This window comes from Kordiimonas sediminis, assembly GCF_014656395.1.
GTDB lineage: Bacteria > Pseudomonadota > Alphaproteobacteria > Sphingomonadales > Kordiimonadaceae > Kordiimonas_A > Kordiimonas_A sediminis.
In genome coordinates, this window is record NZ_BNCI01000002.1 from 1,251,623 (window position 1) to 1,275,822 (window position 24,200).

The window sequence follows — 24,200 nt, forward strand, 5'->3', positions numbered from 1 at the left end:
GGGCTGAAACTACTCAGCAGCCTCATACTTCAGGACGGGCTTGCGCGCTGCTTGTGTTTCGTCAAGGCGTCCCATCGGCGCAAAATACGGTGCACCAGAGAAACGCGCAACATTGCCAGACTTGGCTTCTTCCACCAGACCGCGCATGGAGCGAATAAACTGATCCAGATTGTTTTTAGATTCTGATTCAGTTGGTTCGATTAACATGGCACCGTGCACAACAAGCGGGAAGTACATAGTCATTGGGTGATACCCTTCGTCGATCATTGCCTTGGCAAAATCAAGGGTAGTAACGCCCGTATCCTTCAGGAACCGATCATCAAACAAGGCTTCGTGCATGCATGGCCCTTCGTATGACGCCGTCATGACATCTTGAAGACTTGCCAAAATATAGTTCGCGCTCAGAACAGCATCTTCTGATGCCTGTTTCAGCCCGTCACTACCGTGGCTCATCATATAACTTAGAGCACGTACATACATGCCCATCTGACCGTGGAACGCTACAAGACGGCCCATACTAGGGTCTTTATCGTCTGCATGCTCTTTCAGCGTCAGACCATCCGCAGTTTTCACCACATACGGCAACGGCACATAGTCTTTGAGCGCATCAGAGAAAACAACGGGACCAGAACCCGGCCCACCCCCGCCGTGCGGCGTAGAGAATGTCTTATGTAGGTTAAGGTGCATCGCATCAACACCAAGGTCACCAGGGCGAGCCTTACCAACAATTGCGTTAAAGTTTGCACCGTCACAGTAGAAGAAGGCGCCTGCTGCATGCACTGCATCAGCGATTTCGCGGACTTCGTCTTCAAACAACCCACATGTATTTGGGTTGGTTACCATCACGGCGGCAACTGTATCATCCAGTGACTGTTTCAGCGCCTCAATGTCCACACGGCCATTGTCTTTTGCTGGAATAGACTTCACCTTATAGCCACAGAAGGCAGCAGTGGCAGGGTTTGTACCGTGGGCACTTTCAGGGCAAAGAATAACTTCCCGCGCATCACCGCGTGCTTCAAGCGCAGCACGAATTGCCATCACACCGCACAATTCACCGTGCGCCCCTGCTTTCGGGGACAAAGCAACCGCAGGCGTACCAGTCAACTCCAGTATCCAGTGTGACAATGTTTCCATCAGTTCCAGCGCCCCCTGAACCGTAGAGATCGGCTGTAACGGATGAATGTCACCAAAACCCGGCAAACGTGCCATTTTTTCATTCAGGCGCGGGTTATGTTTCATGGTGCAGGACCCCAGAGGGAATGGCCCCATATCAATACCGTAATTTTTCCGGCTTAGACGCGTGTAATGACGCACAACATCCGGCTCAGGCAAACCCGGGCATCCAATCTTGCTGTCACGGCCAAGACCCGCGATTTCCAGATCAAAATCACCTACTTCCTCAACATCAACGCCCGTTGTGTCTTCCCGGTCCATTTCAAAAATCAGTGGCTCAGCCAAACGCAAACCGCGGTGACCTGAGAAGCTTTCAAATGCAGTTGACTGACCATCTGTCTCGACAGCTGCAGTTGGACGACCTTGTGTATTCATGCTCATGACAACACCTCCTTAAGACCGGTAGCCAGTGCAGCAATATCATCTTCAAGCACTGTTTCCGTTGCCGCAATAATCAAGAGATCATCCATTCCCGCACCGGGATAGAGACGTGACGCTGGCACACCTGCCAGAATATCTTTATCTGCGAGCTTTTCGACGATGTCTGCTGCGTTACCCGGCAGGCGAACAGTGATTTCGTTAAAGTAGGCACTGTTTAGCACCTCAACACCTGAGATCGCAGACAGGGCCAATTTCACGTCCTGTGCACGCTTATGGTTCACACGGGCTACCTGACGCAGACCCTTTTCACCAAGGAGGCTCATATGTACCGTAAAGGCCAGCGCACACAGGCCGGAGTTTGTACAAATGTTAGACGTCGCCTTTTCACGGCGGATATGCTGTTCACGTGTGGAAAGCGTCAACACGAAACCGCGGTCGCCGTTGCTGTCTACGGTTTCACCACACAGGCGACCCGGCATCTGACGAACATACTTCTGATTGGTCGCAAACAGGCCAAGGTACGGACCACCAAACATGAGGCCGTTACCAATACTCTGCCCTTCCCCAACAACAATATCTGCACCCATCTCACCCGGACTTTTGATCATCCCAAGCGACATGACCTCTGTCACTGCCACGATCAGCAGAGCTTTGTGCGCATGCGCTTTCTCTGCAACCGGCGTCAGGTCCAGAACATGACCAAACACACCCGGGTTCTGGACGACAACACAGCTGGTTTCATCGTCAATGGCATCAATCAGTGCATCAAGCTCGGCCTGCGGGTTTGCTGGCTGCGCTTGCTGCGTAACCACAACATCTTCAGTGTACTGGGTCATCGTTTCAACAACGCGAGCATAATGAGCATGCAGGCTGCCACACAGGATCGCCTTCTTCTTCCGCGTTACCCGGCGTGCCATCAATACAGCTTCACCGCAAGCAGTAGACCCGTCATACATGCTGGCATTGGCGACATCCATGCCTGTCAGCGCCGCAACCTGCGTCTGGAATTCAAAAATCGCCTGCAAAGTACCTTGCGCTATCTCCGGCTGGTACGGTGTGTAAGCGGTCAGGAACTCACCACGCTGGATGATATGATCAACAGTTGCGGGCACATGGTGCTTGTAGGCACCAGCCCCAACAAAGAACGGAACAGATCCGGCAGCCGTATTGCGCGCTGCCATTTTTGACAAGGCACGTTCAACAGCCATTTCAGACATATGTCGCGGCAAATCAATTTCCGGATTAAGATCTGCAGCAGGTACATCCTTAAACAGGTCATCAATGGATGACACGCCGATCTTTTTTAACATCTCAGACCGGTCGTCACCGGTCAGCGGTAGATAGCGCATGGATTGCACTCCTTGGGGGATTGGGTTTTAAACCTTAAAGACCTTCGATGAATGACTTGTAAGCGTCTTCACCCATAAGATCGTCAAGCTCGCCAGCATCAGAAAGCTTCACCTTAAAGAACCAACCGTCAGTTGTCGGTGCAGAGTTCACAAGCGCAGGCTCACCTTCCAGAGCTTCGTTGATTTCCGTTACTTCACCGGACACAGCAGCATATACTTCACTTGCAGCTTTCACGGATTCGACAACAGACACCTCATCACCCTTGGCAAAAGTCGCGCCTACTTCTGGAAGTTCGACAAAAACAATGTCGCCCAGTGCATTTTGTGCATAGTCTGTAATACCGATTGTTGCAGTATCGCCGTCCACAGAAACCCACTCATGGTCTTCGCTATATTTAATCATGGAAAAGCCTCCCTCTATTTGTTGGCTGTTTTGCGGACATACCGCTGTTCGATAAATGGGGTTTTCGCAACCTTGGCAGGATGCCCTTTACCCCGGATCATTAATTGAATGTCTGTGCCGATATCTGCAAAGGCAGCCGGTACATAGCCCATCGCAACCGGACCACCAACTGTTGGGCCGAACCCGCCGGATGTAACCGTACCGATCTCATTGCCGTCCATATCTGCGATCGGCGTTCCTTCTCGCGCAGGGGCACGCCCAGAAGGGATGATACCAACACGGACAGTTTCTGCGCCTTCTGCCAGTTCCTTCAGAATGCGGTCTCTGCCGACAAAGTCACCGTCTTCGCGACGTTTCTTGCCGAGAGCAAATGTCACCTTCGCCGCAACAGGACTGATGTTACCGTCAAAGTCATGGCCTGACAGACATAATCCAGCTTCCAGTCTCAGGCTATCACGCGCACCAAGACCAATCCACTCTACGTCCTCATGTTCAAGGAGTTTGGCAGCAAATTCCGCTACCTCATCAGCGGGGACTGAGATTTCATAGCCATCTTCGCCTGTATAACCAGAACGGGATACCCAGCAAACAACACCGCCAAGGGTGACCATCGTTGCTTCCATAAACCCTAGATCGACGACCTCAGGTGCAATAGATGCCAAAACGGCTTCTGCCTTTGGACCCTGCAGTGCGATCAGTGCACGATCATCCAGAGGCTCCAGCGTAACCTGACCAGCAAGCTTCTCTTCAATGATGGCATAATCTTTATCTTTGAACGCCGCGTTCACCACAACATACAGCATGCCGTCTGGCTCAAAGGTGCGCGTGACCATCAGGTCGTCTTCAATGCCACCTTCATCATTCAGTAAGAGCGTGTAGCGCATCTTACCTGGCTTCAGTACTGCGAGCGCGCCTGGCATGATTTTCTCAAGCGCTTTTGCGGGATCAACATCACCGATACCGCGGATATAGGCCTGCCCCATGTGCGATACATCAAACAATCCGGCTTTTTCACGAGTATGTATATGCTCTTTCATAATACCAAGAGGGTACTGCACTGGCATCGCGTAGCCAGCGAATGGTACCATTTTGCCACCAGCGGCAACATGCAGATCATATAGCGGTGTTTTCAGTAATGTTTCTTCAGTCATGGTCAGGCTCTCCGCGCACAAATGGGCACCGACACAAAGTCGGCATAAACCCCCTCTGTCATAAAACCTGAGAGATTGACCATAGTTGGTGCATAAACAGTACACTAACGCAGGCTTACCCCGTCGGTGAGGTCAGGTTACCCTGCCCTGCTTTCCAGAGTGTCGCGTACCGTGCGGTCCTCGATGCCTGAGAGTTTCCGGGGTGGTTGCTCCTTCGGCGCTGACGAAACAGATGTCAGTCTCTCCCGCGCGGTGCTGCAGTTTTTCGCAAAAAACAGCATGACTTTATCCTGCCGTAGCAGGACGGTGCGATCATATGGCCAAGTCCTAAAGAGTCAACACAGAATGTTGCACTGGCCACTAGTTTTTAGTGCACAGGGAAACCTGATGTTTTTTGGGTAAAACTCTACAGAGACGCCTAGCGCTCCATATTGTAGACAACCTCATCCGGCGTTAGCTGGAAACCTACCAGAACTTCATAGTTATAGCGCCGGGCCTGCTCAATAGACGGGATAACACTTTCAAAGGCCTGAGAGACAACGGCACGGCCATTGCTGTCAAAGCGCAGTGTAGCTGTCTCGATAGTTTTGGTGATAATCTGTGTCGTGTCTTTCATCACAATGACAAAATACTCAACATTGACAGAATCACCGCTAAGAGCATCGCCTGCGGTTGCACCAATCTGGAAAGTCATGTTTGACCGGACGGAATCACCTTCTGTGCAGCTTAGATTCACATTCATAATAGAGGCTGTAAAAGCAACATCTGATGGCTGGCGCCCTTCACCCGAAAATCTGGTCAACGTGCCAGTATCTCCGACAACCGCAACTGCAGGACATCTGGATACAATAACCTCCAACGGGTTTTTATTACAGGCCGCAACCAACAGAGATAGAAGCGCAAGAACCGCAAAACGAGCAAACATCAAATACTTTCCATTCGACTTGATAAGGTTTTCCGTTCCCCTGCTATCCAGCAAATGCGGCACAACAAGGGCAAACATCGCGGCGATCATAGGTAGATGCCTGTAAAAGAGCAAGTCCAGATATAGACACGGTGTTTTTTACTCTATTCGGTCGATCATACCTTGACCGTTCGCCTTACCCCAGCTAGCTAAAAGAAGACATGAGGAGAGTTATAAAATGACCGCACCCAACACCCCGTCTATGGAGATACTGCTGGCAGGCCCGCGTGGCTTCTGTGCTGGTGTCGACCGGGCCATCAAGATTGTTGAGCTGGCAATCAAAAAATTTGGCGCACCGGTATATGTCCGTCATGAAATCGTGCATAACCGATTTGTCGTAGAGGGGCTGGAACACAAGGGTGCGATCTTTGTAGACCGCCTTGACGAAGTACCGGATGATAAGCCAGTCGTCTTTTCTGCCCACGGCGTACCAAAAGCCGTGCCTGCAAAGGCAGAGGCACGCAATATGATCTATGTTGATGCAACCTGCCCCCTTGTATCCAAGGTGCACCGCGGTGTGGAACGGCACTTTGAAACCGGACGGCATATTCTGATGATCGGCCATGCCGGCCACCCGGAAGTGATCGGCACAATGGGACAGGTACCAGAAGGTGCGGTGACACTGATCGAAACGGTTGAGGATGCAGAAACCTTTCAGCCCGATGACCCTGATAATCTGGCTTTTGTAACACAGACAACTTTATCAGTGGATGATACGACAGATATAATCGACGCACTGAAAAAACGGTTCCCGGCGATCACCGTTCCGAAAAAAGAAGACATCTGTTACGCAACAACCAATAGACAAACATCCGTGAAAGCCGTCGCAGCACGCGCAGACCGCGTTATTGTTATTGGCGCTCCAAACTCGTCTAACAGCCGCCGTTTGGTGGAAGTCAGCGAGAAAATGGGCTGTTCCGCCCGACTGGTACAGCGTGCACGCGACCTGGACTGGGACTGGATTGCTGGTGCCTCCAAGGTTGGTATCACCGCTGGCGCCAGCGCGCCTGAGGTTTTGGTTGAAGAAGTGATAGACGCACTTAAAGAACACTATAACGCGTCCGTGCATCTGGTAACCACCGCAGAAGAAGACGTCACTTTTAAGGTTCCAAAATTGTTGCAGGATATTGCCTAATGGCTGTTTACACACAGGTAGATGATAGCACGCTTGCTGCGTTTCTTAGCGACTATACTGTTGGCGCGCCCATTAGTTTCAAAGGGATTGCTGAAGGCGTTTCCAATTCCAACTTCCTGCTGGAAACAGATCAGTCCCGGTTCATTTTAACTCTCTACGAGAAAATAAATGACCCGGAAGACTTGCCCTATTTTCTTTCATTAATGGAGCATCTGGCAAACAAGGGACTGCCCTCTGCCCTGCCGATCAGTGACCGTAACGGTCAATTCCTGAAGGAAATCAAAGGAAAGCCAGCCTGCCTGATCTCCTTTCTAACGGGCGTAAGTATTGATGCAATTGGGCAGAACCACTGTGCCTCGGTCGGTCAGGCACTGGCCAAGATGCATCTGGCAACACAGGATTTTTCCGGCGTTCGAGAAAATGATCTGTCCGTATCCGGGTGGCGCACATTGGTTGAAAAAACCCGTGACCGGGCCGACGAAGTTATGCCGGGTCTGTCTGATATAATCGTTTCAGAGATTGAGTTTTTAGAAGAAAACTGGCCCACTGACCTGCCAAAGGGAACTGTACATGCCGACTTGTTCCCCGATAATGTTCTCTTTATGGGGACGGAGATCAGTGGCCTCATCGACTTCTATTTCTCCTGTACTGATTTCATGGCCTATGATCTTGCTGTCTGCATGAATGCATGGTGCTTTGACCAGCAACATCATTTTGATCCAGCGCTCGCAAAACGCCTGATGGAAATGTACGATATCGTCAGACCCCTGACACCGGCCGAGCTTGAAGCCATGCCTATTCTGTGTCGCGGGGCTTCCATGCGGTTTCTTCTCATGCGTCTGTACGACTGGTTAAACCCTGTCGAAGGGGCAGCCGTAAACCTGAAAGATCCGCTCGAATATCTTGTGAAACTTCAATTCCACCAAGCAATACAGGACACCGCAGAATATGTCGTCTAGTAACGGTGAAAGCGTTGGTAGTGCCCGCATTGTAGATATTTACACGGACGGTGCCTGCTCGGGCAATCCGGGTCCGGGTGGTTGGGGGGCCCTGCTGCTGTATGGTAATCACGAGAAAGAAATCACCGGCGGTGAGCCTGACACGACAAATAACCGTATGGAACTTACCGCCGCGATAGAGGCCTTAAATCTGCTGACACGGCCATGTCACATACGCTTGCACACGGACAGCACCTATGTGATGGACGGCATCAACAAATGGATTGACGGCTGGAAGAAACGGGGCTGGAAAACAGCCAACAAAAAGCCGGTTAAAAATGCTGATCTTTGGCAAAAGCTGGATGAAGCCATTCACCGCCACAAGATCACCTGGGTGTGGGTCAAGGGGCATTCTGGCAACCCCGGGAACGAGCGGGCTGATGCTCTCGCCAATCAGGGAATGGCCCCTTATAAACCCTAATGGTTTAAAGCAACCAAATAGCATCAGATCAGACCCTGCATACAGAAAAGGCCCCGCATACAGAAAAGGCGCAGCAATCAGCCGCGCCTTTCTTTTTATTTCAGATATTGTACCGACTATCTATCGCCAGCGAATGTCCGGCCAAAGAAGTCACCTTCATTCCAGCGCGGTGTCTCGTCATTGTTTGCAATACCGTTCAGGATCAACCAGTTAATATAGGCAAACTTGGCCGCAGCATTATAGTCAATGCCCTGCCCTACCTCATCCTGTGGTGAATGGTACGTCTTGGTCAGGAACTCCATAAAGAGTTTACCGCCATCCTTGCCGTCAGGCGTTTTTCCAAATCCCGTCATCAGGAAAATGCTGGGGATACCCTGTTTTACATACGGGTAATGATCTGACCGGGTAAAAATACCTTCCTGCGGGATTGGATCCGGGCTCAGCATAACATTCGCCTTGGCAACGGCTTCTGCCGCAATCGGGCCAAGTGTTGAACGGTCTGCACCAAAGCCAACCACATCAACGAAATCATACAACAGCACAGGCATATCCAGATTTACGTCTGCAACCAGGCGCGATCTATCAATCGTTGGATAATGGGCAAAATAATCTGCGCCCAATAGTCCGCGCTCTTCCCCTGTGACAACTGCAAACAAGACAGACCGACGCGGGCGGATACCTGTTTCCTGGAATGTCCGGGCAACTTCCATCAGAACAGAAACACCGGTTGCATTATCCATCGCACCGTTATTGATCTTGTCTTCACCCTTTGCAGTCGTAGACACACCGATATGATCAAGGTGCGCGCTCAGGACCACCACTTCATTTTTCAGAACCGGGTCACTGCCTTCAAGAAGCGCGATCACATTCGGGGATGTAAACTCAGGGTCCTGAATGCTGACACGCGTCATAGACGCCTGCGCTTTCAGTGGAAAACTGGAAGACTTTCCTTCGGCTGCTTCTGCCAGCACTTGCTCCAATGACTTTTCAGCACCTTCAAATAGTGTCGCAGCTACTTCATGGCTGATTTGTGCGGATGCTTTTGTTGGGCTGCTTGAGGATGCGCCTGAGCGGTCAAGCCAATCATATGACTTTCGCCCTAAATACCGTTCCAGCTTACTAAAGCTGAAAGATTTTTCATCAGCCAGCGTATTCAGAACAATACGGCCAACGGCACCGCGCTCTGCAAATACTTTTGCCTTGGTTGAGCCAGAGCCGTGATGTGCACGTATCTCAGTATGGAATGACTGCGGCGCATCAGAAAGATACACAACAATCTTACCCTGCAGATCAACACCAGCCAGGTCATCATGCCCTAGGTCAGGTGCATGCACACCAAACCCAACGAATACCAGATCACCCTGTGCGGTGCCGGTCCCGTTCTTGACACTGCCAGACATATAAAAGTCTTTTCCCAGTGCAAGGTCTGTTGTCTGACCATTTACGGTTACAGACATGGTGGATTCTTCCATATTCAACCGCGCGGTTCGAAAAGGAACTTCCTGCATATAGGTGCCATTATCGCCTGCTGGAGCAATCCCTAGCCGGGTAAACTCTGCGGCAACATAATTCGCTGCAATTCGGTGTCCTTCGCTGCCAGTTTCGCGTCCCCGAAGTAGGTCATCTGCGATAAAGGCTACATCTGCCTTGATGCGGTCTGGGTTGAACGTCAGCTGGCTAATCTCTGCTGGTCGTTCCAGGGTGGAAGCACATGCCCCAAGCACCATCGTCAAACCAATAGCCATCCCCTTCATCAGGGGCGATGAATACGTCACGTTTTGTCTCCTCGCGTGTTTTAGTTTCTTTTTAAACTTTATGGAGTGCCTAAATCAAAAGTCAACAAGATCGGCGTATTCAAGCGCCATTCAGAGCGAAAATTAATACCAAAAGGATGAAAACGCTCAATCAGGGTGCAGACTTCAACGCTTCGACCACTGCCCAAAGACGGTCCTGCCCCCACGTCACCAACGGGCCAACCCGAAAGGTAGGCACACCCCAACTTCCAAGAGATAACATTTCCTGACGATTTGCCTCTGCCCGTGCGCGCCATAGATCATCGTCCATGGTATTCGAAATCCAGCTTTGATCTTCGCCGACTTCCCGCAGGGCATACGCCAGACCCTTATCTGTCGTGCCGTCGACCCCTTCGGCCCAAACTGCCTGCATGAAAGAAAGGAAGAATGGCAGACCGCGTCCTTCTTCCATCAGACGAAAACCAACCGCCATAGCACGCTCCGTTGCCAGCCCAAGTGGATCAACCGCAAACCCGAACGGAATATTCTCTATCCGTGCCTCTCGCGCAGCATCCTGCAAGATATACCAGCGTTTTGCAGCAGGTACAGGCAAGCCGCGCATAACCATCGGCAAGACGGGCTTAAGCCTTAGTGTTATAGAGGTTTTCTCTGCCAGTTCAGCTGCCTGATGCAGTGCAATATAGCTGTAGGGGCTACGAATGGAAAAATACATTTCCACCGTTCTGCCCGCGATTGACCGATCCAGCTCGTCAAGCTGGTAACGCCACAAACGTGCCAGCTCGAAATGGACTTCTCCGTCCCCTGCACCAAGGCTATTCAGGCGTCGTTCCAGATGATCCAAACGGTCCAGCCCTACATAAAATTCCCCGCCATAGAAGACTGATCCACTTGTATAGTGTCCAAGCTGTCTTAAAAGCGCTTCATTCGCACGAATTTTGGTGTCGTCCATGTCCGCCACCGCACAGCTGTTGCGAATACGCGGAATATCCTGCCGCCAGACAGCGGCGCCAAGATCAGCAGCCATTGCAAAAAAATCAGGATGGCTTTCCTGCGCTGCCAAATGCATGGACGCCATGCCAACACCAAGCCGGTCCGGCACACGCGCGCCATCAGGAAAACCAAGACCGTACAAATGCGCCAGTCTGGATGCATCCAGTATGGAATAGGCTTCATACCGCTGGGGATCGGGATACATGTTGGCGGGAAGGCGCTCTATAACCTTTGGGATGATATCAATATCAAACCGCTCCTGCAGCATAGGGAGCGACTGCACCATCAATTGACAGTATGGGTCATCAACACGGTGAAAATAGACAAGCTGGTGCCGTTTGCGGGATACTCTGCGTCCTGCCTCGGTCAGAAACCGACGTGTACTGAGAAGTGATTCACTCGTCAACAGCCGGGCGGCTGATGCTCTCAGGAATGTCTTCACGGTCATAAAATCAGCCTTTGCGGGCCACCTTCAGCACGGAGCCCTGGATATCAATTACCTCTACCAAGTCACCGACTTCTGCGTCTTCGCCTTCTGCCAGCCACTGGCTATCCCCCACCTTTACCTTGCCGCGACCGTTGTGTATAGCCTGAATAACTTCGTAGGTTTTTCCAACGTGTTTTCTGCCGCGCACATTGACAGTCTCGGAGGCTTCTGGCCATGCATCCTTTCCGTAAAAATACCGGTTCGCCAGGATAATGGCAATAACAGCCAGAATAGAGAAAATCACAAACTGGATTTCGATCCCCAAGGTAGGCAACAACAAATTCACAACAGCCGTCAGTATTGCCGCAATGCCTAGCCATAACAGATACACGCCCGGCAATATCATTTCGCCGGCCAGTAACACCAAGCCGCTAGCCAGCCAAAGCCACAAGGTATTTTCCGTCATCCAGGATAATATTTCCTGCATTGTCTTATTCCTTCGTTGACGGCACCGACCCTTTGGATGCCTTGGCTTTTCCATCCTCATTCAAGGAGGAAAACAACTCACTGATACCGCCGATCGAGCCAATCAGACTTGAAGCCTCCAGTGGCATGAAGATTGTTTTCTGATTAGGGGATACCGCAAATTTTTCGACCGCTTCCACATATTTCTGGGCAATAAAATAATTGATGGCTTGCTGATTTCCGCTCGCAATCGCTTCGGAAACCATCTGAGTTGCACGGGCTTCTGCCTCGGCCTCCCTTTCGCGCGCTTCTGCATCTTTAAAGGCGGCTTCTCTGCGGCCCTCTGCTTCCAGAATTGCAGCGCGCTTGGAGCCTTCTGCTTCCAGAATTTCAGATTCACGGGCGCCTTCCGCCACCAGAATGGTTGCCCGTTTGTCGCGTTCGGCCTTCATTTGACGCGCCATAGCATCCACAATATCAAGAGGCGGGGTAATATCCTTAATCTCAATACGGGTTATTTTCACGCCCCACGGCTGGGTTGCTTCATCCACCACATTCATCAAACGGGCATTAATATCATCCCGTTTGGACAAGAGTTCGTCCAGGTCCATAGATCCCATAACTGTCCGGATATTTGTCATGGTAAGGTTCAAAATGGCCACTTCCAGATTACTGACCTCATACGAGGCCTGGGCAGCATCCAGCACCTGAAAGAAAACTACCCCGTCCGCTGCAACCATTGCATTGTCACGGGTAATGACTTCCTGGGTCGGGATATCCAGCACTTGCTCCATCATGTTGATACGGCGGCCAATCCTGTCAATAAACGGGATGATTACGCGCAAACCGGGGCTGATGGTCTCTGTATATCGACCCAGTCTTTCAATAGTAAACTCGTACCCCTGCTGCACAACGACAACAGAAGAAAAAACAAGAATAATGATCAGCACAACAAGCAGTACTGAAACCATAGTTGAAATTTCGATCATGGCCCCCTCCAGAGTAGCGAATAGACTTCAGTTTGCCGCTGTTAGACACTCTTAGCAAGCGGAAAGAAAAAGGCAGGGAAAACCCTGCCTTCGTTCGTAGTGATTAGTAGCTTGCAAGATCTAAACGAGACCAAGCATATGTTCCGCACTGGAAACATGGAACGCGCCGGGATCTTCGACACAAAGCTCTGTCACCGTGCCGTCTTCCACAACCATCGCAAAACGCTGGGAACGTTTCCCCATTCCAAAACCCATACCGTCCAGTTCAAGCCCCAATGCGCGGGCAAAATCACCGTTGCCGTCAGCAAGCATCGTGACCTTGTCATCTGCACTGCTGGATTTACCCCAAGCATTCATCACAAAAACATCATTAACTGAAACACAGGCAATTTCATCAACACCTTTGGCCTTAAATCCATCGACAGAGTCGATATAACCGGGCAAGTGGCGTGCACTGCAGGTTGGGGTAAATGCACCAGGCACAGCAAAAAGTACAATTTTTCGCCCCTTGAAATACTCGTCCGTTGAAACCGGTGCCGGGCCATCAGCCGTCATCACGGTCAAGGTAGAAGAAGGAACTTTGTCGCCTTTAGAAATTGCCATTGAAAATCTCCTTAAATGGTCTGCTGCTAATGTTAGTTCATCTTGCAGTGAAAACAAGGAACAAGACCCTGTAAAAACAGAATTTTCTGACCAAGGCGATAATACACCCGGCAAATCTGCTGCCGCCAGAGAGAGACAAAGAAACGATAAGCGTTGATCAGTTAACCGTTACCGTGCGGTCAATTGCAGTCCCGTGGCCATCAACTACCGTCAGGCGCACCTGCTTGCCGCGCAAATCCTCTGGTCTGTTTCCGGACATGACCATCACAACCATACGGACGGCATTCCCAGACCCAAGCAGCTTCTTCTTTGGACTGGAAAATTGAAACATACCTTCGGCTTCTGCCATAATGTCAGCGTTGGCAAGCCTCTGGTCGGACTGTAGCTCAACAATCAAACGTTGGCGCCCTACTGGTCCGACAACTTTTGTGGACGTAACCGTCAGGCCTGTATCCGTGCTCTCATCCTTTGTCGGCACCTTGGCAAGCCAGGGCGACAGTCGGATCATGGCGACAGGATCAGGATTTTGATCGGAAGATATGTCGTAAGAAGCCCGGAAAGGGATGCAAATCTCTTTACACACCATAAAGTCAGCATCGAAAGATACCGCATCTTCAGCCGCCCTGAACGGCAGCATAACATGATGGCCATACCCGTATGTCTCCATACCAAATAGCTCAAAACGCTCTGGCACGGGGAAATCAATGTCAATCTCACCAGCTTCAGAAGTTGCACCAGACGGTGTAAACAGACGCACTGGTAACCCAGCCTCGCCCGGCGAACGCCAGTAAGTTTTCCAGCCGTCTTCAAGGTCTGCTTCCCATGCGAAAAGGCGCCGACCATCGTCGCTTATTTCTGCCGTTGCGACCAGGCGTGTCTTAAGCGCTTCACCATGGGCCTGCCACGTGGAAGCAACAGGGTCATCAGCAACCGCACTCCCCAGTGATACAACGCCTGCGAAAACCAAGGCTTGCAGGCTATGTTTTGATACGTTGATAATTGACTGAATACCGCTCGGCACACTTTTACTCCTTATAATCGCTTGACCATAACAAACACAAAACCTGATATCCATAAACGAACGATCACAAAGCCGTTAAACAGCAATAGTCTCGCTACTCGCTGGTACACCTCTCAGGCACCTCAGATATGGGCAATTCAGGCGACGTCCGGCTAAGCGAACACCAGATAAGTTTGCATGCGCAGGCAGGTCATAGTAGACTTTTACCTTAAATGAAATGAGGTAGTATGAGTAAATCCAGCTTTTTAAACGGTAAATTATTATTGGCTATGCCCACAATGACGGACCCACGGTTCGAGCATAGTGTTATTTATGTCTGCTCTCATGACGAAAGTGGCGCCATGGGCATTGTCCTTAATCAGGGTTTTGAAAATCTGGAGTTTGCTGACCTTCTTGACCAGCTTGATATTGAAGTCACGGATACCGTGGAAGATACTACCATTCACTGCGGTGGTCCGCTTGAACCGGGGCGCGGTTTTGTCCTGCACTCTGCCGACTATGTTCAGGAAACGACCATGGTGGTCAGCGAAACCCTTGCTCTGACCGCTACTATTGACGTCCTGAAAGCTATTGCCGAAGGGCATGGCCCCCAACATCACCTTTTAGCACTTGGGTATGCAGGATGGGGGGGAGGCCAACTGGAAGCAGAGATAACACAGAATTCGTGGCTGACTTCTGACGCAGATGAAGAAATTATCTTCTATACCGAAATGGACCTGAAATGGTCGCGGGCCATGGCGCGTCTGGGTATTGATATCAGCATGTTATCGTCCGAGGCAGGCCACGCCTAGGCCTGCTTCTTCTCACAACAACTACCCTATCTACACTTGGGGCCTGTCTGTCGAAGCGGCGGCATGTATAGTTCCTGCCAGAGACCCCGATCAGGATTACTCATTGTTTGGTGCTGCCGGTTACAGAGCAGCATCCTTGATCTCTTTCCCGCCAATGGCTGCAAAGGCGGTCTTCTTTTGCTCGATGATCGAAGACGCCAGCTGTAACACGTCCTCCTCACCAACTGCTTCGACTTTTTCCTGCATCTCCTCGACCGGAATAATACGGTCAAAGATCAGAAGCTGACGGCCAAGCTGTTCCATCCGGGATGTTGTGGCCTCCAGCGCCATCATCAACCCTGCCTTAAGCTGTGCTTTGGCCATATCAATCTCACCTGCGCGCAGGCCTGTTGCCAGTGCTTCCATCTCGCCGCGGATCACCGGGGTAAGCTTCTCTGCACTTTCGGGACCAGTGCCCGCATATATACCAAACATACCGGTATCGAAATGCGAACTGGCGAAACTGTAAACACTGTAGGCCAGGCCGCGTTTCTCCCGCACTTCCTGGAACAGGCGCGACGACATACCACCGCCCAGAATAGTGGAATAGACCTGCATTGGATAATAACTATCGTCATCGAACGAACAGCCATTCCAGCCGTAAGTCAAATGAATCTGGTCAAGCTTGCGGCGCTTCAAATGGCGGCCGCCAGTGAACTTGGCGCGGTCAGTCTGAACAGGCTTGCCCGTCGGGATAGAGGTAAAATACTCCTGCACCAGACGCACCATTTCGTTATGGTCCAGCGCACCAACCGCCGAAATGACAATATTGCCGCTGGTATAATTATTCTGCAGATACTGGTGCAAATCAGCAGAGGTAAAAGCCTCTACATTCTCCTCTGTCCCCAGAATACTTCTGCCCAGTGGCTGCCCTTTAAAGGCAGTAGCCTGCAAGTTATCGAACACAATGTCATCAGGTGTGTCATTGGTTTGGCCGATCTCCTGCAGAATAACGTCTTTTTCACGCTCCAGCTCTTTTTCATCAAAACGGCTATATTGCAAAATATCAGACAGTATATCCATCGCAAGCGGCAGGTCGTCTTTCAGAACCCGCGCATAATAAAGCGTGTTATCCCGCGTGGTATAGGCGTTCAAATGCCCGCCAACGGCTTCAATCTCATAGGCAATGTCTGTCGCTGACCGTTTTTCCGTCCCTTTGAACAACATATGTTCAAGACAGTGCGTAATACCGTTCAGGCTTTCCGTTTCATCGCGTGAGCCAACACCAACCCAAACGCCCAAAGAGACCGTCTGAACTGTCTTGCGTTTTTCACTGACTACTCTGATGCCGTTCGACAGCTTTGTTATTCTAACTCTCAATTTATGACCCTGCCTTCACACGGGACATAAGAGTTTCCAAATCATTCGGGAGTGTTTCCATGCGTTCTTCACGCTCCATCAAATCTGCCATATGTTCAGGCAGTGCAGGTACATGACCGATGGCTTTTTCAACAGCCGCACCAAACTTTACAGGGTGTGCCGTCGCCAAAGTAATCACTGGGGATGTCGAAGATGCAAGGCATTCTTGTGCAGCCTTAACACCAACCGCTGTATGCGGATCTGCACTATACCCTGTGCGAGCGTATAAATCCTGCATAACAGACAGTGTGGTCGCGTCATCAACCTGATGCGCAAGGAAAAGTGCCCTTGCCTTCTCCAACTCCGCTGCATCCAGTTTGAACTGGCCTTCTGCGGCAAAGCCGTCCATGTAGGACTGCACCTTGCTACCATCACGGCCTGTCAGGTCAAAAACCAGTCTTTCAAAGTTACTGGAAACCTGAATATCCATGCTTGGCGACAGGGTCGCATTGACCGACCCGCTGGCATACGTACCTGTTTGCAAAGTCTTCGCCAGAATATCATTACTGTTTGTCGCAACGACAAGCTTGTCGATAGGCAGCCCCATAGCCCGTGCGATATAACCGGCGAAAATATCACCAAAGTTACCCGTTGGCACACTATAGGATACAGAACGGTCTGGCGCACCGAGGCTTACCGCACTGGTGAAGTAATAAACAACCTGCGCCATCACCCGCGCCCAGTTGATCGAATTCACAGCAGTCAAATTCACGCTGTCGCGAAATTCATGATTGTTAAAGGCCGCTTTTACCAGTGCCTGACAATCATCGAACGTGCCCTCAACTGCGATATTGACCACATTAGGTTCGATCACTGTTGTCATCTGTCGGCGCTGCACATCAGACACACGGTCTTTTGGGTGGAGCATGAAAATTTTAACATTGTCGCGCCCGCGCGTTGCTTCGATCGCAGCAGACCCAGTATCCCCGGACGTTGCACCAAGAATAGTAAGCGACCTGTCGCGACGCGCAGAAAACACATCGAAGAAACGCCCCAGAAGCTGCAGCGCAAAATCCTTGAAAGCCAGAGTTGGGCCGTGGAACAGTTCAAGTATCCAGTCATTCGCACCCGTCTGAACAAGTGGTGCAACAGCAGGATGTCTGAACGCAGTGCCGTACGTTTCATCCAGCATGGATTTCAGTTCCGCATCTGTCAGACAGTCACCAATAAATGGCTTGATCACCTGAAACGCAATATCACTGTATGACTTTCCGCGCATGCTACGAATTTCATCCGCAGTCAGTGTCGGAATGCTTTCCGGGACATAAAGCCCACCATCACGCGCCAATCCAGTCAGGGTCACCCCTTCGAAATCAAGAACTTCTGCCTGTCCACGAGTTGAAATATATTTCACGGAAACTTACTCAGCTTTGTAGGTTAAAATTACGGCGATAGTGATAGGGTGCAGTGATACAAAAAGCAAGGCATTGCCTTGGAAACGCGAAGAAAAAGCATTTTCCGCCCGCTTTATTTCTGCGTCTTGCGGGCACGACTAAAGCCCATAATCAGATACACGGCGATCAGTGAACCGGCAATACCATACCATGTGAAGGCGTATTGTAGATGATTATTGGGAATTTCAACCACGACCTGCCCCCCGACAAGAGAGCCAGCTGTCCCCGGCATTGGATCAAGCATCACCCGGAAATTATAATATTCTTCTGCACCCAGCCCCAGAACAGCAGCGATATCGTCAATATTCGCCACATACAGGCTTTTGGTCGCAACATTATTTTCCAGCGTCATCATACCGGGTTTGGCCCCCTGACGCAAAACGCCGGAGAAAGTTTTCTCCGCACCAACGGCGACTGGCAGCTCTACCTTGTCAGTTGCAGCCCAGCCAAAATTCACAAGAACAATTTGACCAGTGGCATCCTGAATGGCCGCATAATGATGGTAGCCGCCGTCACCGTCCAGGTTGGTACCAAAAACAGGGGCCGAGTCGGCGCTTATGAGCGACCCCTCAAATGTTACGCGCCGATAATCATAAATAGCGGGATTTTCATCCCGTGATGGCAGACTGGTCGGCTCGGCCGATAATCCTGTTTCGATGGTTTTAAGAAAGGCCGTCTTGGGCCCGACTTTCATAGCCTGCCATGTGCCAAGGGACAGCAGAATGATAAGACAGATACTAACCGTAACGGTCAAACCAGTACCCGGTGCAAATCGTGCCAATTGATGTGCCTGCTGGTTGTCAGTCATCGTCAGACTTGCTTTCCTCTAACACACCTTCATGGGCGTCATGATGATATTGCAGGGCTACAAGCGTCGCCTTGAACACCCGCAGCATCCAGATAGCCAGTCCAAAGATAAAAACTGGCCAGATCAGCATATGCACCCATGTGGGCGGCGCAATCTTAACTTCAACGATAATAGCGGCGATTGTTGTCAGCGCGCCGAGTATCAGGATAACAAAAACAATTGCACCGTCGCCCGGATCGGCATCAGACAAATCGAACCCACACGTATCACATGTTGGCTTAATATCCAGAAGGCGACCATACAGTGGCCCTGTCCCGCATTTGGGACAGCGGCATTTAAATCCGGCCTGATAAGGAGACACCGACCCAAAGCCCTGCTCTGGATCGGTGTTATTTTCTGTATTCATTTTGTCAGAAGTCAAAACGATTAACCGTAGATGATGTAGACGCCCAGGAACAGGAACAGCCATACAACATCAACGAAGTGCCAGTACCAAGCAGCAGCTTCGAAACCGAAGTGATGGTCTGGCTTGAAATGACCTTTGTAAAGACGGCCCAGGCAAACAGCCAGGAAGATCGTACCAACAAGAACGTGGAAACCGTGGAAACCAGTCGCCATGAAGAAGGTCGCGCCGTAGATGTTGCCAGAGAAAGCAAAGCTTGCGTGCATGTACTCGTAAACCTGAACACAGGTAAACAGTGCACCCAAAAGAACAGTACACCACAGTGCCTTCTTCGTGCCTTCACGGTTGCCTTCAACGATTGCATGGTGCGCCCATGTTACAGTCGTACCGGACAGCAGCAGGATCAGTGTGTTCATGAATGGCAGGTGCCATGGATCAAATGTCTCAACACCAACTGGTGGCCATGCAGCCTCTGTATTGTACATCTCGAATACCTGGAATGCGTCGGCAAAGTGATGTTTTGGGAACATAGCAGCATCAAAGAATGCCCAGAACCACGCAACGAAGAACATGACTTCTGATGCAATGAACAGAATCATACCGTACCGCAAACCAATCTGAACAACAGGTGTATGATCGCCTTTATGTTCGCCTTCTACGATGACGTCTTTCCACCAAGCGAAGAATGTATAAAGCAGCAACATGAAGCCTAAACCAAGGCTCCAGAAGCCAAACGTACCGCCAGCAACACCGAAAAGCTCTGCTTCCGGCTTCATGGCAAATACTGCTCCAAACGTTACCAGGAACGCTGCAAGCGAACCTACCGCTGGCCATGGACTGGGGTCCACTAGGTGGTAATCGTGATTAACGTCGCCCGCCATAAATTTTCTCCTACCTAACGCCACCCCTGGGTGGCTTCCCTATTGTATTATACTTGTTGATTAACGATTTTCTGCCATATCTTCGTTGTCACGAACGAAGAAAGTGTAGGACAGAGTGATCTCGCCAACCTCGTTTAAGTTAACATCCTGATCAATTTCAGGATCAATATAGTAGACGACCGGCATCAAAACCTTCTCGCCCGGTTTTAGAACTTGCTCCGTGAAGCAAAAACAATCGATTTTGGTAAAGTACCCGCCCGCCTTATGTGGCGCGACATTATAGGTCGCCGTACCGGTAATAATTTTATCCGTCGGGTTATAAGCCTCATAGTAGGCAATACCCTGTTCGCCTACCTTCAGCATCTGTGTGTTTTGTGCTGGCTTAAATTCCCAAGGCATATCCTTGTGCACGCTCGCGTTAAAGCGCACCCGCATGTCACGGTCAATCACCTCAGCCGACAGCGTATCAGCTTGCTGTGTCGTACCGCCGTAGCCCGTTACCTTGCAAAACAGATCATAAAGCGGGACTGCTGCATATGACATGCCGACCATCCCCACAACAACGCCAAAGACGATGCCTGCGACCTTTTTGTTTTTGTCATATGTAGGCTGCTGAACTTCTTGTGTCATGGTGCCAAACTCTTGATCTTAAAATAGCTAACAACGGCAACAATTATAACGAAAGCAAATAGTGCCAGGCCAAGTGCCCGGTTCTTTTTGCGGGTTTGTTCTGTTACCTCATGCTGTCCTTGTGGTTGTTGTTCGTCTGACATGACTATCCTCCAAGAACAAGACGCTCGACCGCCAGTGTCGCAAACGTCAGGAACAGATATAAAATGGAATATTTAAAGAGCGCCCGGTCTGCATTCGCTTTTTGTACATAAACAGCAAATGCGCCCTTCAGGAACAGAAGGTTCAGCACAACCGCAACAGCACCGTAAACAGGTCCCGCAAAACCAAGGAAGTACGGTGCGATACCGAACGGCGCCAGAACAATACTATAGATAAGTATCTGTTTGCGCGTTTCAGCCTTGCCAGCGACAAGCGGTAGCATCGGGATACCGACTTTTTTATAGTCTTCCGAGATAAAGAGCGACAGCGCCCAAAAGTGCGGCGGTGTCCAGAAAAAGATAATCGCAAACAGAACAAGCGATTCAATCGTCACACTGTCAGTTACAGCAGCCCAGCCAATAACCGGCGGGAAGGCACCAGCAGCACCACCGATCACAATATTCTGTGCGGTTCTGCGCTTCAGCCAAATGGTGTAAATGACAGCATAGAAGAAAATAGTCAGGGCAAGGAGTGCTGCAGCAGTCACGTTCGCGACCAACCCAAGAAGGGCGACGCTAAAGACAGACAGGGTAATGCCAAAACCCAAGGCCTGTTGTGGGCTGACCTTGCCTGCGGGAATCGGGCGCTTTGCTGTACGCGCCATGATCATGTCAATGTCGGCATCGTACCACATATTCAGCGCACCAGAGGCACCAGCCCCAACAGCAATAAGGAATACTGACACAAAAGCCAGTACAGGATGCATATTTCCAGGGGCTGCAATCAGACCCACAAGCGCAGTGAATATCACCAAAGACATCACGCGCGGCTTCAAAAGGGCAATGAAGTCCTTTGCTTCTGAAGCATAGACAGGAACCTCCTGCCCGCAGGCAGAAGGTATTTGTGCTTCATTCATATTATTGACCGTATCAGTCAAAATGAATTCCTTTATTACTCTGAACCGAAGGCCGGTATTACTTGATACGTGGCAGTTCAGAGAACTGGTGTGCTGGCGGAGGAGACGTCAATGTCCACTCAAGTGTAGTAGCGCCTTCACCCCACTGGTTTTCACCCAGTGTCTTCTTGCGAAGCAGCGTGATTGCCATCACTACGATGAACAGCAGAACGCCTACAGCCGTAACCTTGTAGCCAAGTGTAGAGACCCAGTTCCAGTGTGCATATGCATCTGGATAGTCAACATACCGGCGTGGCATACCCTGCAGACCCAGAAAGTGCTGCGGGAAGAAGATCAGGTTCACACCGACGAAGGTAATCCAGAACTGGATGTGCGCCAGGAAGTTTGGATATTCTTTACCGGACATTTTACCAACCCAGTAGTAAAGGCCAGCAAAAATCGCAAACACAGCACCAAGCGACAGAACATAGTGGAAGTGCGCTACCACATAATATGTATCATGCAGAACAATATCAGCACCCGCATTCGACAGCACAACACCCGTTACACCACCCACTGTAAACAGCAGGATAAAGGCGATTGAGTATAGCATCGGCACTGTAAAGCGGATGGAACCACCCCACATTGTCGCGAGCCAGCTGAAGATTTTCACGCCAGTTGGAACCGCAATAACCATTGTCGCAGAAACAAAGTATGCTTTGGTATCAACATCCAGACCCACAGTATACATGTGGTGTGCCCATACGATAAAGCCGATACCGCCAATCGCAGCCATCGCATATGCCATCCCGAGGTAGCCGAAGATAGGCTTGCGGGAGAAGGTAGATACGATGTGCGACACGATACCAAATGCAGGCAGGATCATGATGTACACTTCAGGGTGACCGAAGAACCAGAACAGGTGCTGATACAGGATCGGATCGCCACCACCAGCAGGATCGAAGAATGCCGTACCGAAGTTACGGTCAGTCAAGAGCATAGTGATCGCACCAGCCAGTACAGGCAGGGACAGAACCAGCAGGAATGCTGTGATCAGAACCGACCAGGCAAACAGAGGCATCTTGTGCATCGTCATGCCAGGCGCACGCATGTTAAAGATAGTCGTGATATAGTTGATCGCACCCATGATAGAGGACGCACCCGCTACGTGCAGCGAGAAGATCGCCAGATCCATGGAAGGACCGGTGTGACCAGACGTAGAAAGCGGCGCGTACGCTGTCCAGCCACCGCCGAAACCAGCCATACCGCCAGTGCCTTCAACAACTGTTGACAGCAGAAGCAGCGCGAAAGACGCAGGCATCAACCAGAATGAAACGTTATTCATCCGCGGGAATGCCATATCAGGAGCACCGATCATCAGCGGCACGAAATAGTTACCAAAACCACCAATCAGAGCCGGCATAACCATGAAGAATACCATGATCAGACCATGACCGGTTGTCAGAACATTAAACATGTGACGTGCCTGATCTTCAGACATGCCAAGAAATTCAGGCAGAAACTGTACGCCAGGCTCGGCCAGTTCCATACGCATCAGACCGGACATACCAAAGCCGATCATGCCTGCGAAGAAGGCGAACCACAGATACATGACGCCAATGTCTTTATGGTTGGTCGAGAAAAGCCATCTTTTCCAACCGGTTGGATTTGCGTGAGCCACGATAATAATCCTTTCCCTAAGGTATCTTAACGACCAAATGCAGTAGTTGCGCCAGCGTCAGCAAATTCTGCTTTCGCGCGCTCTACCCATTTAGCGAATTCTTCTTTGCTAACCACCTCAACAGCGATTGGCATGTAAGCATGATCTTTACCGCAAAGCTCAGAACACTGACCGTAGTATGTACCGACTTCGTCAACTTTGAACCATGTCTCGTTCAAACGACCAGGCACCGCATCAAGCTTCACACCAAATGCAGGAATGGTCCAGGAGTGGATCACGTCAGATGCAGTCAGCTGGATCTTAACCGCAGTATCAACTGGAACAACCAGACGTGTGTCCGTATCCAGAAGACGTGCATTCAGCTTTGCTTCACGACCCAGAAATGCAGAAAGGTCAGCTTCGTAGCCCGCACGCTCTTCAGCGTTTTTGAACGCGCTGTCAGGTACGATAACTGATGTAAATTCGATACCGTCATGATCAGGATAGTTATATGTCCAGTTCCACTGGTTACCCGTTACGCGAACGGCGAACTCTGTCTCTGGAACTACGTCCTGATAATACAGCAGTGGAATAGACTGGAAGCCGATCACAACAAGGATCAAAATCGGTGTACCAGTCCAAAGGATTTCAAGGAAGGTGTTGTGGCTTGTCTTGGACGGATCTTTGTTAACTTTCTCGTTGAACCGAATCACGATGATTAACATCAGCGCGAATACAAACAGTGTGATGACTGTAATGATCCACATCAGGTCCATATTAAAAGACGCAACTTTTTCCGCCTGTTCACTCGCCGCTTCCTGCAGCCAAAGCCCCTTTTCAACAGGAGCGCCAATGCGCCCCTCAGCCGCAGCAGTCGCAGCAAAACTGAACACAGCTGCAGCCGCAGCCATAAATCCAGCAGTAAGCCTTTTGACGATCATAATTCTGCTTTCCCTTTACTTATATATATCTACC

Annotated in this window: 25 protein-coding genes and 1 riboswitch; of the genes, 4 read left to right on the top strand and 21 right to left on the bottom strand. The window is 50.5% G+C overall.

Annotation, left to right across the window (positions count from 1 at the left end):
* Positions 1-9: 9 nt before the first annotated feature.
* The 5 genes from gcvPB to IE181_RS13405 all read right to left on the bottom strand — a co-directional run bounded on the left by gcvPB (position 10) and on the right by IE181_RS13405 (position 5,472).
* A complete protein-coding gene (gcvPB, locus tag IE181_RS13385; protein ID WP_191253770.1) occupies positions 10-1,554 on the bottom strand; it encodes an aminomethyl-transferring glycine dehydrogenase subunit GcvPB in 1,545 nt (514 codons plus the stop codon).
* Positions 1,551-2,903 (bottom strand): aminomethyl-transferring glycine dehydrogenase subunit GcvPA, encoded by a 1,353-nt coding sequence (gcvPA, locus tag IE181_RS13390; RefSeq protein WP_191253773.1) that lies wholly within the window; start codon positions 2,901-2,903, stop codon positions 1,551-1,553. The genes gcvPB and gcvPA overlap by 4 nt, the downstream gene beginning before the upstream one ends.
* Positions 2,904-2,937: 34 nt before the next feature.
* Positions 2,938-3,306: a glycine cleavage system protein GcvH gene (gene gcvH / locus IE181_RS13395; protein WP_191253775.1), complete on the bottom strand. Its 369-nt coding sequence runs from the start codon at positions 3,304-3,306 to the stop codon at positions 2,938-2,940.
* Positions 3,307-3,320: 14 nt separating this feature from the next.
* Complete coding sequence (gene gcvT / locus IE181_RS13400; RefSeq protein WP_191253777.1) at positions 3,321-4,457, bottom strand: glycine cleavage system aminomethyltransferase GcvT; 1,137 nt, start codon at positions 4,455-4,457, stop codon at positions 3,321-3,323.
* Between the two features lie 164 nt (positions 4,458-4,621).
* Positions 4,622-4,715, bottom strand: a riboswitch (glycine riboswitch).
* Between the two features lie 160 nt (positions 4,716-4,875).
* Positions 4,876-5,472 (bottom strand): hypothetical protein, encoded by a 597-nt coding sequence (locus IE181_RS13405; protein WP_191253779.1) that lies wholly within the window; start codon positions 5,470-5,472, stop codon positions 4,876-4,878.
* A gap of 127 nt (positions 5,473-5,599) precedes the next feature.
* Between IE181_RS13405 and ispH the strand changes: the two genes are divergently transcribed.
* From ispH to rnhA, 3 genes are read left to right on the top strand one after another with little or no spacing between them, the layout of a single operon-like run.
* Positions 5,600-6,556 (top strand): 4-hydroxy-3-methylbut-2-enyl diphosphate reductase, encoded by a 957-nt coding sequence (gene ispH / locus IE181_RS13410; protein WP_191253781.1) that lies wholly within the window; start codon positions 5,600-5,602, stop codon positions 6,554-6,556.
* The gene (locus IE181_RS13415; protein ID WP_191253783.1) at positions 6,556-7,515 is read left to right on the top strand and encodes a homoserine kinase; all 960 of its coding nucleotides are present in this window, start codon (positions 6,556-6,558) and stop codon (positions 7,513-7,515) included. The genes ispH and IE181_RS13415 overlap by 1 nt, the downstream gene beginning before the upstream one ends.
* Positions 7,505-7,975 (top strand): ribonuclease HI, encoded by a 471-nt coding sequence (gene rnhA / locus IE181_RS13420; RefSeq protein WP_191253785.1) that lies wholly within the window; start codon positions 7,505-7,507, stop codon positions 7,973-7,975. The genes IE181_RS13415 and rnhA overlap by 11 nt, the downstream gene beginning before the upstream one ends.
* A 116-nt stretch (positions 7,976-8,091) precedes the next feature.
* On the opposite strand, the gene IE181_RS13425 is transcribed toward rnhA, so the two are convergent.
* From IE181_RS13425 to IE181_RS13450, 6 genes are all read right to left on the bottom strand, one after another.
* Positions 8,092-9,750 carry a M28 family metallopeptidase gene (locus IE181_RS13425; protein ID WP_191253787.1) on the bottom strand — a complete coding sequence of 553 codons (1,659 nt, stop codon included), beginning with the start codon at positions 9,748-9,750 and terminating at the stop codon, positions 8,092-8,094.
* A 130-nt stretch (positions 9,751-9,880) separates the two neighbouring features.
* Entirely contained in the window at positions 9,881-11,167 is a 1,287-nt protein-coding gene (locus IE181_RS13430; RefSeq protein WP_191253796.1) for a DsbA family protein, read from the bottom strand.
* Between the two features lie 4 nt (positions 11,168-11,171).
* Positions 11,172-11,633: an NfeD family protein gene (locus IE181_RS13435; RefSeq protein ID WP_191253798.1), complete on the bottom strand. Its 462-nt coding sequence runs from the start codon at positions 11,631-11,633 to the stop codon at positions 11,172-11,174.
* Positions 11,634-11,637: 4 nt separating this feature from the next.
* Positions 11,638-12,600, bottom strand: coding sequence for an SPFH domain-containing protein (locus IE181_RS13440; RefSeq protein ID WP_191253799.1), 963 nt, complete (start codon positions 12,598-12,600; stop codon positions 11,638-11,640).
* Between the two features lie 120 nt (positions 12,601-12,720).
* Positions 12,721-13,203 carry a peroxiredoxin gene (locus tag IE181_RS13445; protein WP_191253800.1) on the bottom strand — a complete coding sequence of 161 codons (483 nt, stop codon included), beginning with the start codon at positions 13,201-13,203 and terminating at the stop codon, positions 12,721-12,723.
* A gap of 157 nt (positions 13,204-13,360) precedes the next feature.
* On the bottom strand, positions 13,361-14,224 hold the full coding sequence (locus tag IE181_RS13450) for a protein-disulfide reductase DsbD domain-containing protein (protein ID WP_191253801.1): 864 nt from the start codon (positions 14,222-14,224) through the stop codon (positions 13,361-13,363).
* A 227-nt stretch (positions 14,225-14,451) separates the two neighbouring features.
* Between IE181_RS13450 and IE181_RS13455 the strand changes: the two genes are divergently transcribed.
* Entirely contained in the window at positions 14,452-15,015 is a 564-nt protein-coding gene (locus IE181_RS13455) for a YqgE/AlgH family protein (protein WP_191253802.1), read from the top strand.
* Between the two features lie 120 nt (positions 15,016-15,135).
* Here the strand turns inward: IE181_RS13455 and IE181_RS13460 are convergent, their stop codons facing one another.
* The 10 genes from IE181_RS13460 to coxB form a co-directional block, all read right to left on the bottom strand.
* The gene (locus IE181_RS13460; RefSeq protein WP_191253803.1) at positions 15,136-16,374 is read right to left on the bottom strand and encodes a M16 family metallopeptidase; all 1,239 of its coding nucleotides are present in this window, start codon (positions 16,372-16,374) and stop codon (positions 15,136-15,138) included.
* A gap of 1 nt (position 16,375) precedes the next feature.
* On the bottom strand, positions 16,376-17,767 hold the full coding sequence (gene thrC / locus IE181_RS13465; RefSeq protein WP_191253804.1) for a threonine synthase: 1,392 nt from the start codon (positions 17,765-17,767) through the stop codon (positions 16,376-16,378).
* Between the two features lie 113 nt (positions 17,768-17,880).
* The gene (locus IE181_RS13470; protein ID WP_191253806.1) at positions 17,881-18,615 is read right to left on the bottom strand and encodes an SURF1 family protein; all 735 of its coding nucleotides are present in this window, start codon (positions 18,613-18,615) and stop codon (positions 17,881-17,883) included.
* Positions 18,608-19,036, bottom strand: a complete 429-nt coding sequence (locus IE181_RS13475; protein WP_229819436.1) for a DUF983 domain-containing protein — start codon at positions 19,034-19,036, stop codon at positions 18,608-18,610. Before IE181_RS13475 ends, IE181_RS13470 begins: the two co-directional genes overlap by 8 nt.
* Before the next feature lie 5 nt (positions 19,037-19,041).
* A complete protein-coding gene (locus tag IE181_RS13480) occupies positions 19,042-19,899 on the bottom strand; it encodes a cytochrome c oxidase subunit 3 (protein WP_191253808.1) in 858 nt (285 codons plus the stop codon).
* 60 nt (positions 19,900-19,959) lie between these two features.
* The gene (locus IE181_RS13485; protein ID WP_191253810.1) at positions 19,960-20,529 is read right to left on the bottom strand and encodes a cytochrome c oxidase assembly protein; all 570 of its coding nucleotides are present in this window, start codon (positions 20,527-20,529) and stop codon (positions 19,960-19,962) included.
* A complete protein-coding gene (locus tag IE181_RS13490) occupies positions 20,526-20,672 on the bottom strand; it encodes a cytochrome c oxidase system small membrane protein (RefSeq protein WP_191253812.1) in 147 nt (48 codons plus the stop codon). The genes IE181_RS13485 and IE181_RS13490 overlap by 4 nt, the downstream gene beginning before the upstream one ends.
* Before the next feature lie 2 nt (positions 20,673-20,674).
* Positions 20,675-21,607, bottom strand: a complete 933-nt coding sequence (cyoE, locus tag IE181_RS13495; RefSeq protein WP_229819439.1) for a heme o synthase — start codon at positions 21,605-21,607, stop codon at positions 20,675-20,677.
* Positions 21,608-21,644: 37 nt separating this feature from the next.
* Positions 21,645-23,246 (bottom strand): cytochrome c oxidase subunit I, encoded by a 1,602-nt coding sequence (gene ctaD / locus IE181_RS13500; protein ID WP_191253814.1) that lies wholly within the window; start codon positions 23,244-23,246, stop codon positions 21,645-21,647.
* Between the two features lie 26 nt (positions 23,247-23,272).
* On the bottom strand, positions 23,273-24,166 hold the full coding sequence (gene coxB / locus IE181_RS13505) for a cytochrome c oxidase subunit II (protein WP_191253816.1): 894 nt from the start codon (positions 24,164-24,166) through the stop codon (positions 23,273-23,275).
* Positions 24,167-24,200 lie beyond the last annotated feature (34 nt).

Coding starts and splice junctions, on each gene's coding strand:
- IE181_RS13430 (WP_191253796.1), bottom strand. CDS start 11,167: ATGACCGTGAAGACATTCCTGAGAGCATCAGCCGCCCGGCTGTTGACG.
- IE181_RS13470 (WP_191253806.1), bottom strand. CDS start 18,615: ATGACTGACAACCAGCAGGCACATCAATTGGCACGATTTGCACCGGGT.
- gcvH (WP_191253775.1), bottom strand. CDS start 3,306: ATGATTAAATATAGCGAAGACCATGAGTGGGTTTCTGTGGACGGCGAT.
- gcvPA (WP_191253773.1), bottom strand. CDS start 2,903: ATGCGCTATCTACCGCTGACCGGTGACGACCGGTCTGAGATGTTAAAA.
- IE181_RS13415 (WP_191253783.1), top strand. CDS start 6,556: ATGGCTGTTTACACACAGGTAGATGATAGCACGCTTGCTGCGTTTCTT.
- coxB (WP_191253816.1), bottom strand. CDS start 24,166: ATGATCGTCAAAAGGCTTACTGCTGGATTTATGGCTGCGGCTGCAGCT.
- rnhA (WP_191253785.1), top strand. CDS start 7,505: ATGTCGTCTAGTAACGGTGAAAGCGTTGGTAGTGCCCGCATTGTAGAT.
- ispH (WP_191253781.1), top strand. CDS start 5,600: ATGACCGCACCCAACACCCCGTCTATGGAGATACTGCTGGCAGGCCCG.
- IE181_RS13445 (WP_191253800.1), bottom strand. CDS start 13,203: ATGGCAATTTCTAAAGGCGACAAAGTTCCTTCTTCTACCTTGACCGTG.
- IE181_RS13455 (WP_191253802.1), top strand. CDS start 14,452: ATGAGTAAATCCAGCTTTTTAAACGGTAAATTATTATTGGCTATGCCC.
- IE181_RS13485 (WP_191253810.1), bottom strand. CDS start 20,529: ATGACACAAGAAGTTCAGCAGCCTACATATGACAAAAACAAAAAGGTC.
- gcvT (WP_191253777.1), bottom strand. CDS start 4,457: ATGACTGAAGAAACATTACTGAAAACACCGCTATATGATCTGCATGTT.
- IE181_RS13490 (WP_191253812.1), bottom strand. CDS start 20,672: ATGTCAGACGAACAACAACCACAAGGACAGCATGAGGTAACAGAACAA.
- gcvPB (WP_191253770.1), bottom strand. CDS start 1,554: ATGAGCATGAATACACAAGGTCGTCCAACTGCAGCTGTCGAGACAGAT.
- IE181_RS13440 (WP_191253799.1), bottom strand. CDS start 12,600: ATGATCGAAATTTCAACTATGGTTTCAGTACTGCTTGTTGTGCTGATC.
- IE181_RS13405 (WP_191253779.1), bottom strand. CDS start 5,472: ATGATCGCCGCGATGTTTGCCCTTGTTGTGCCGCATTTGCTGGATAGC.
- IE181_RS13435 (WP_191253798.1), bottom strand. CDS start 11,633: ATGCAGGAAATATTATCCTGGATGACGGAAAATACCTTGTGGCTTTGG.
- IE181_RS13480 (WP_191253808.1), bottom strand. CDS start 19,899: ATGGCGGGCGACGTTAATCACGATTACCACCTAGTGGACCCCAGTCCA.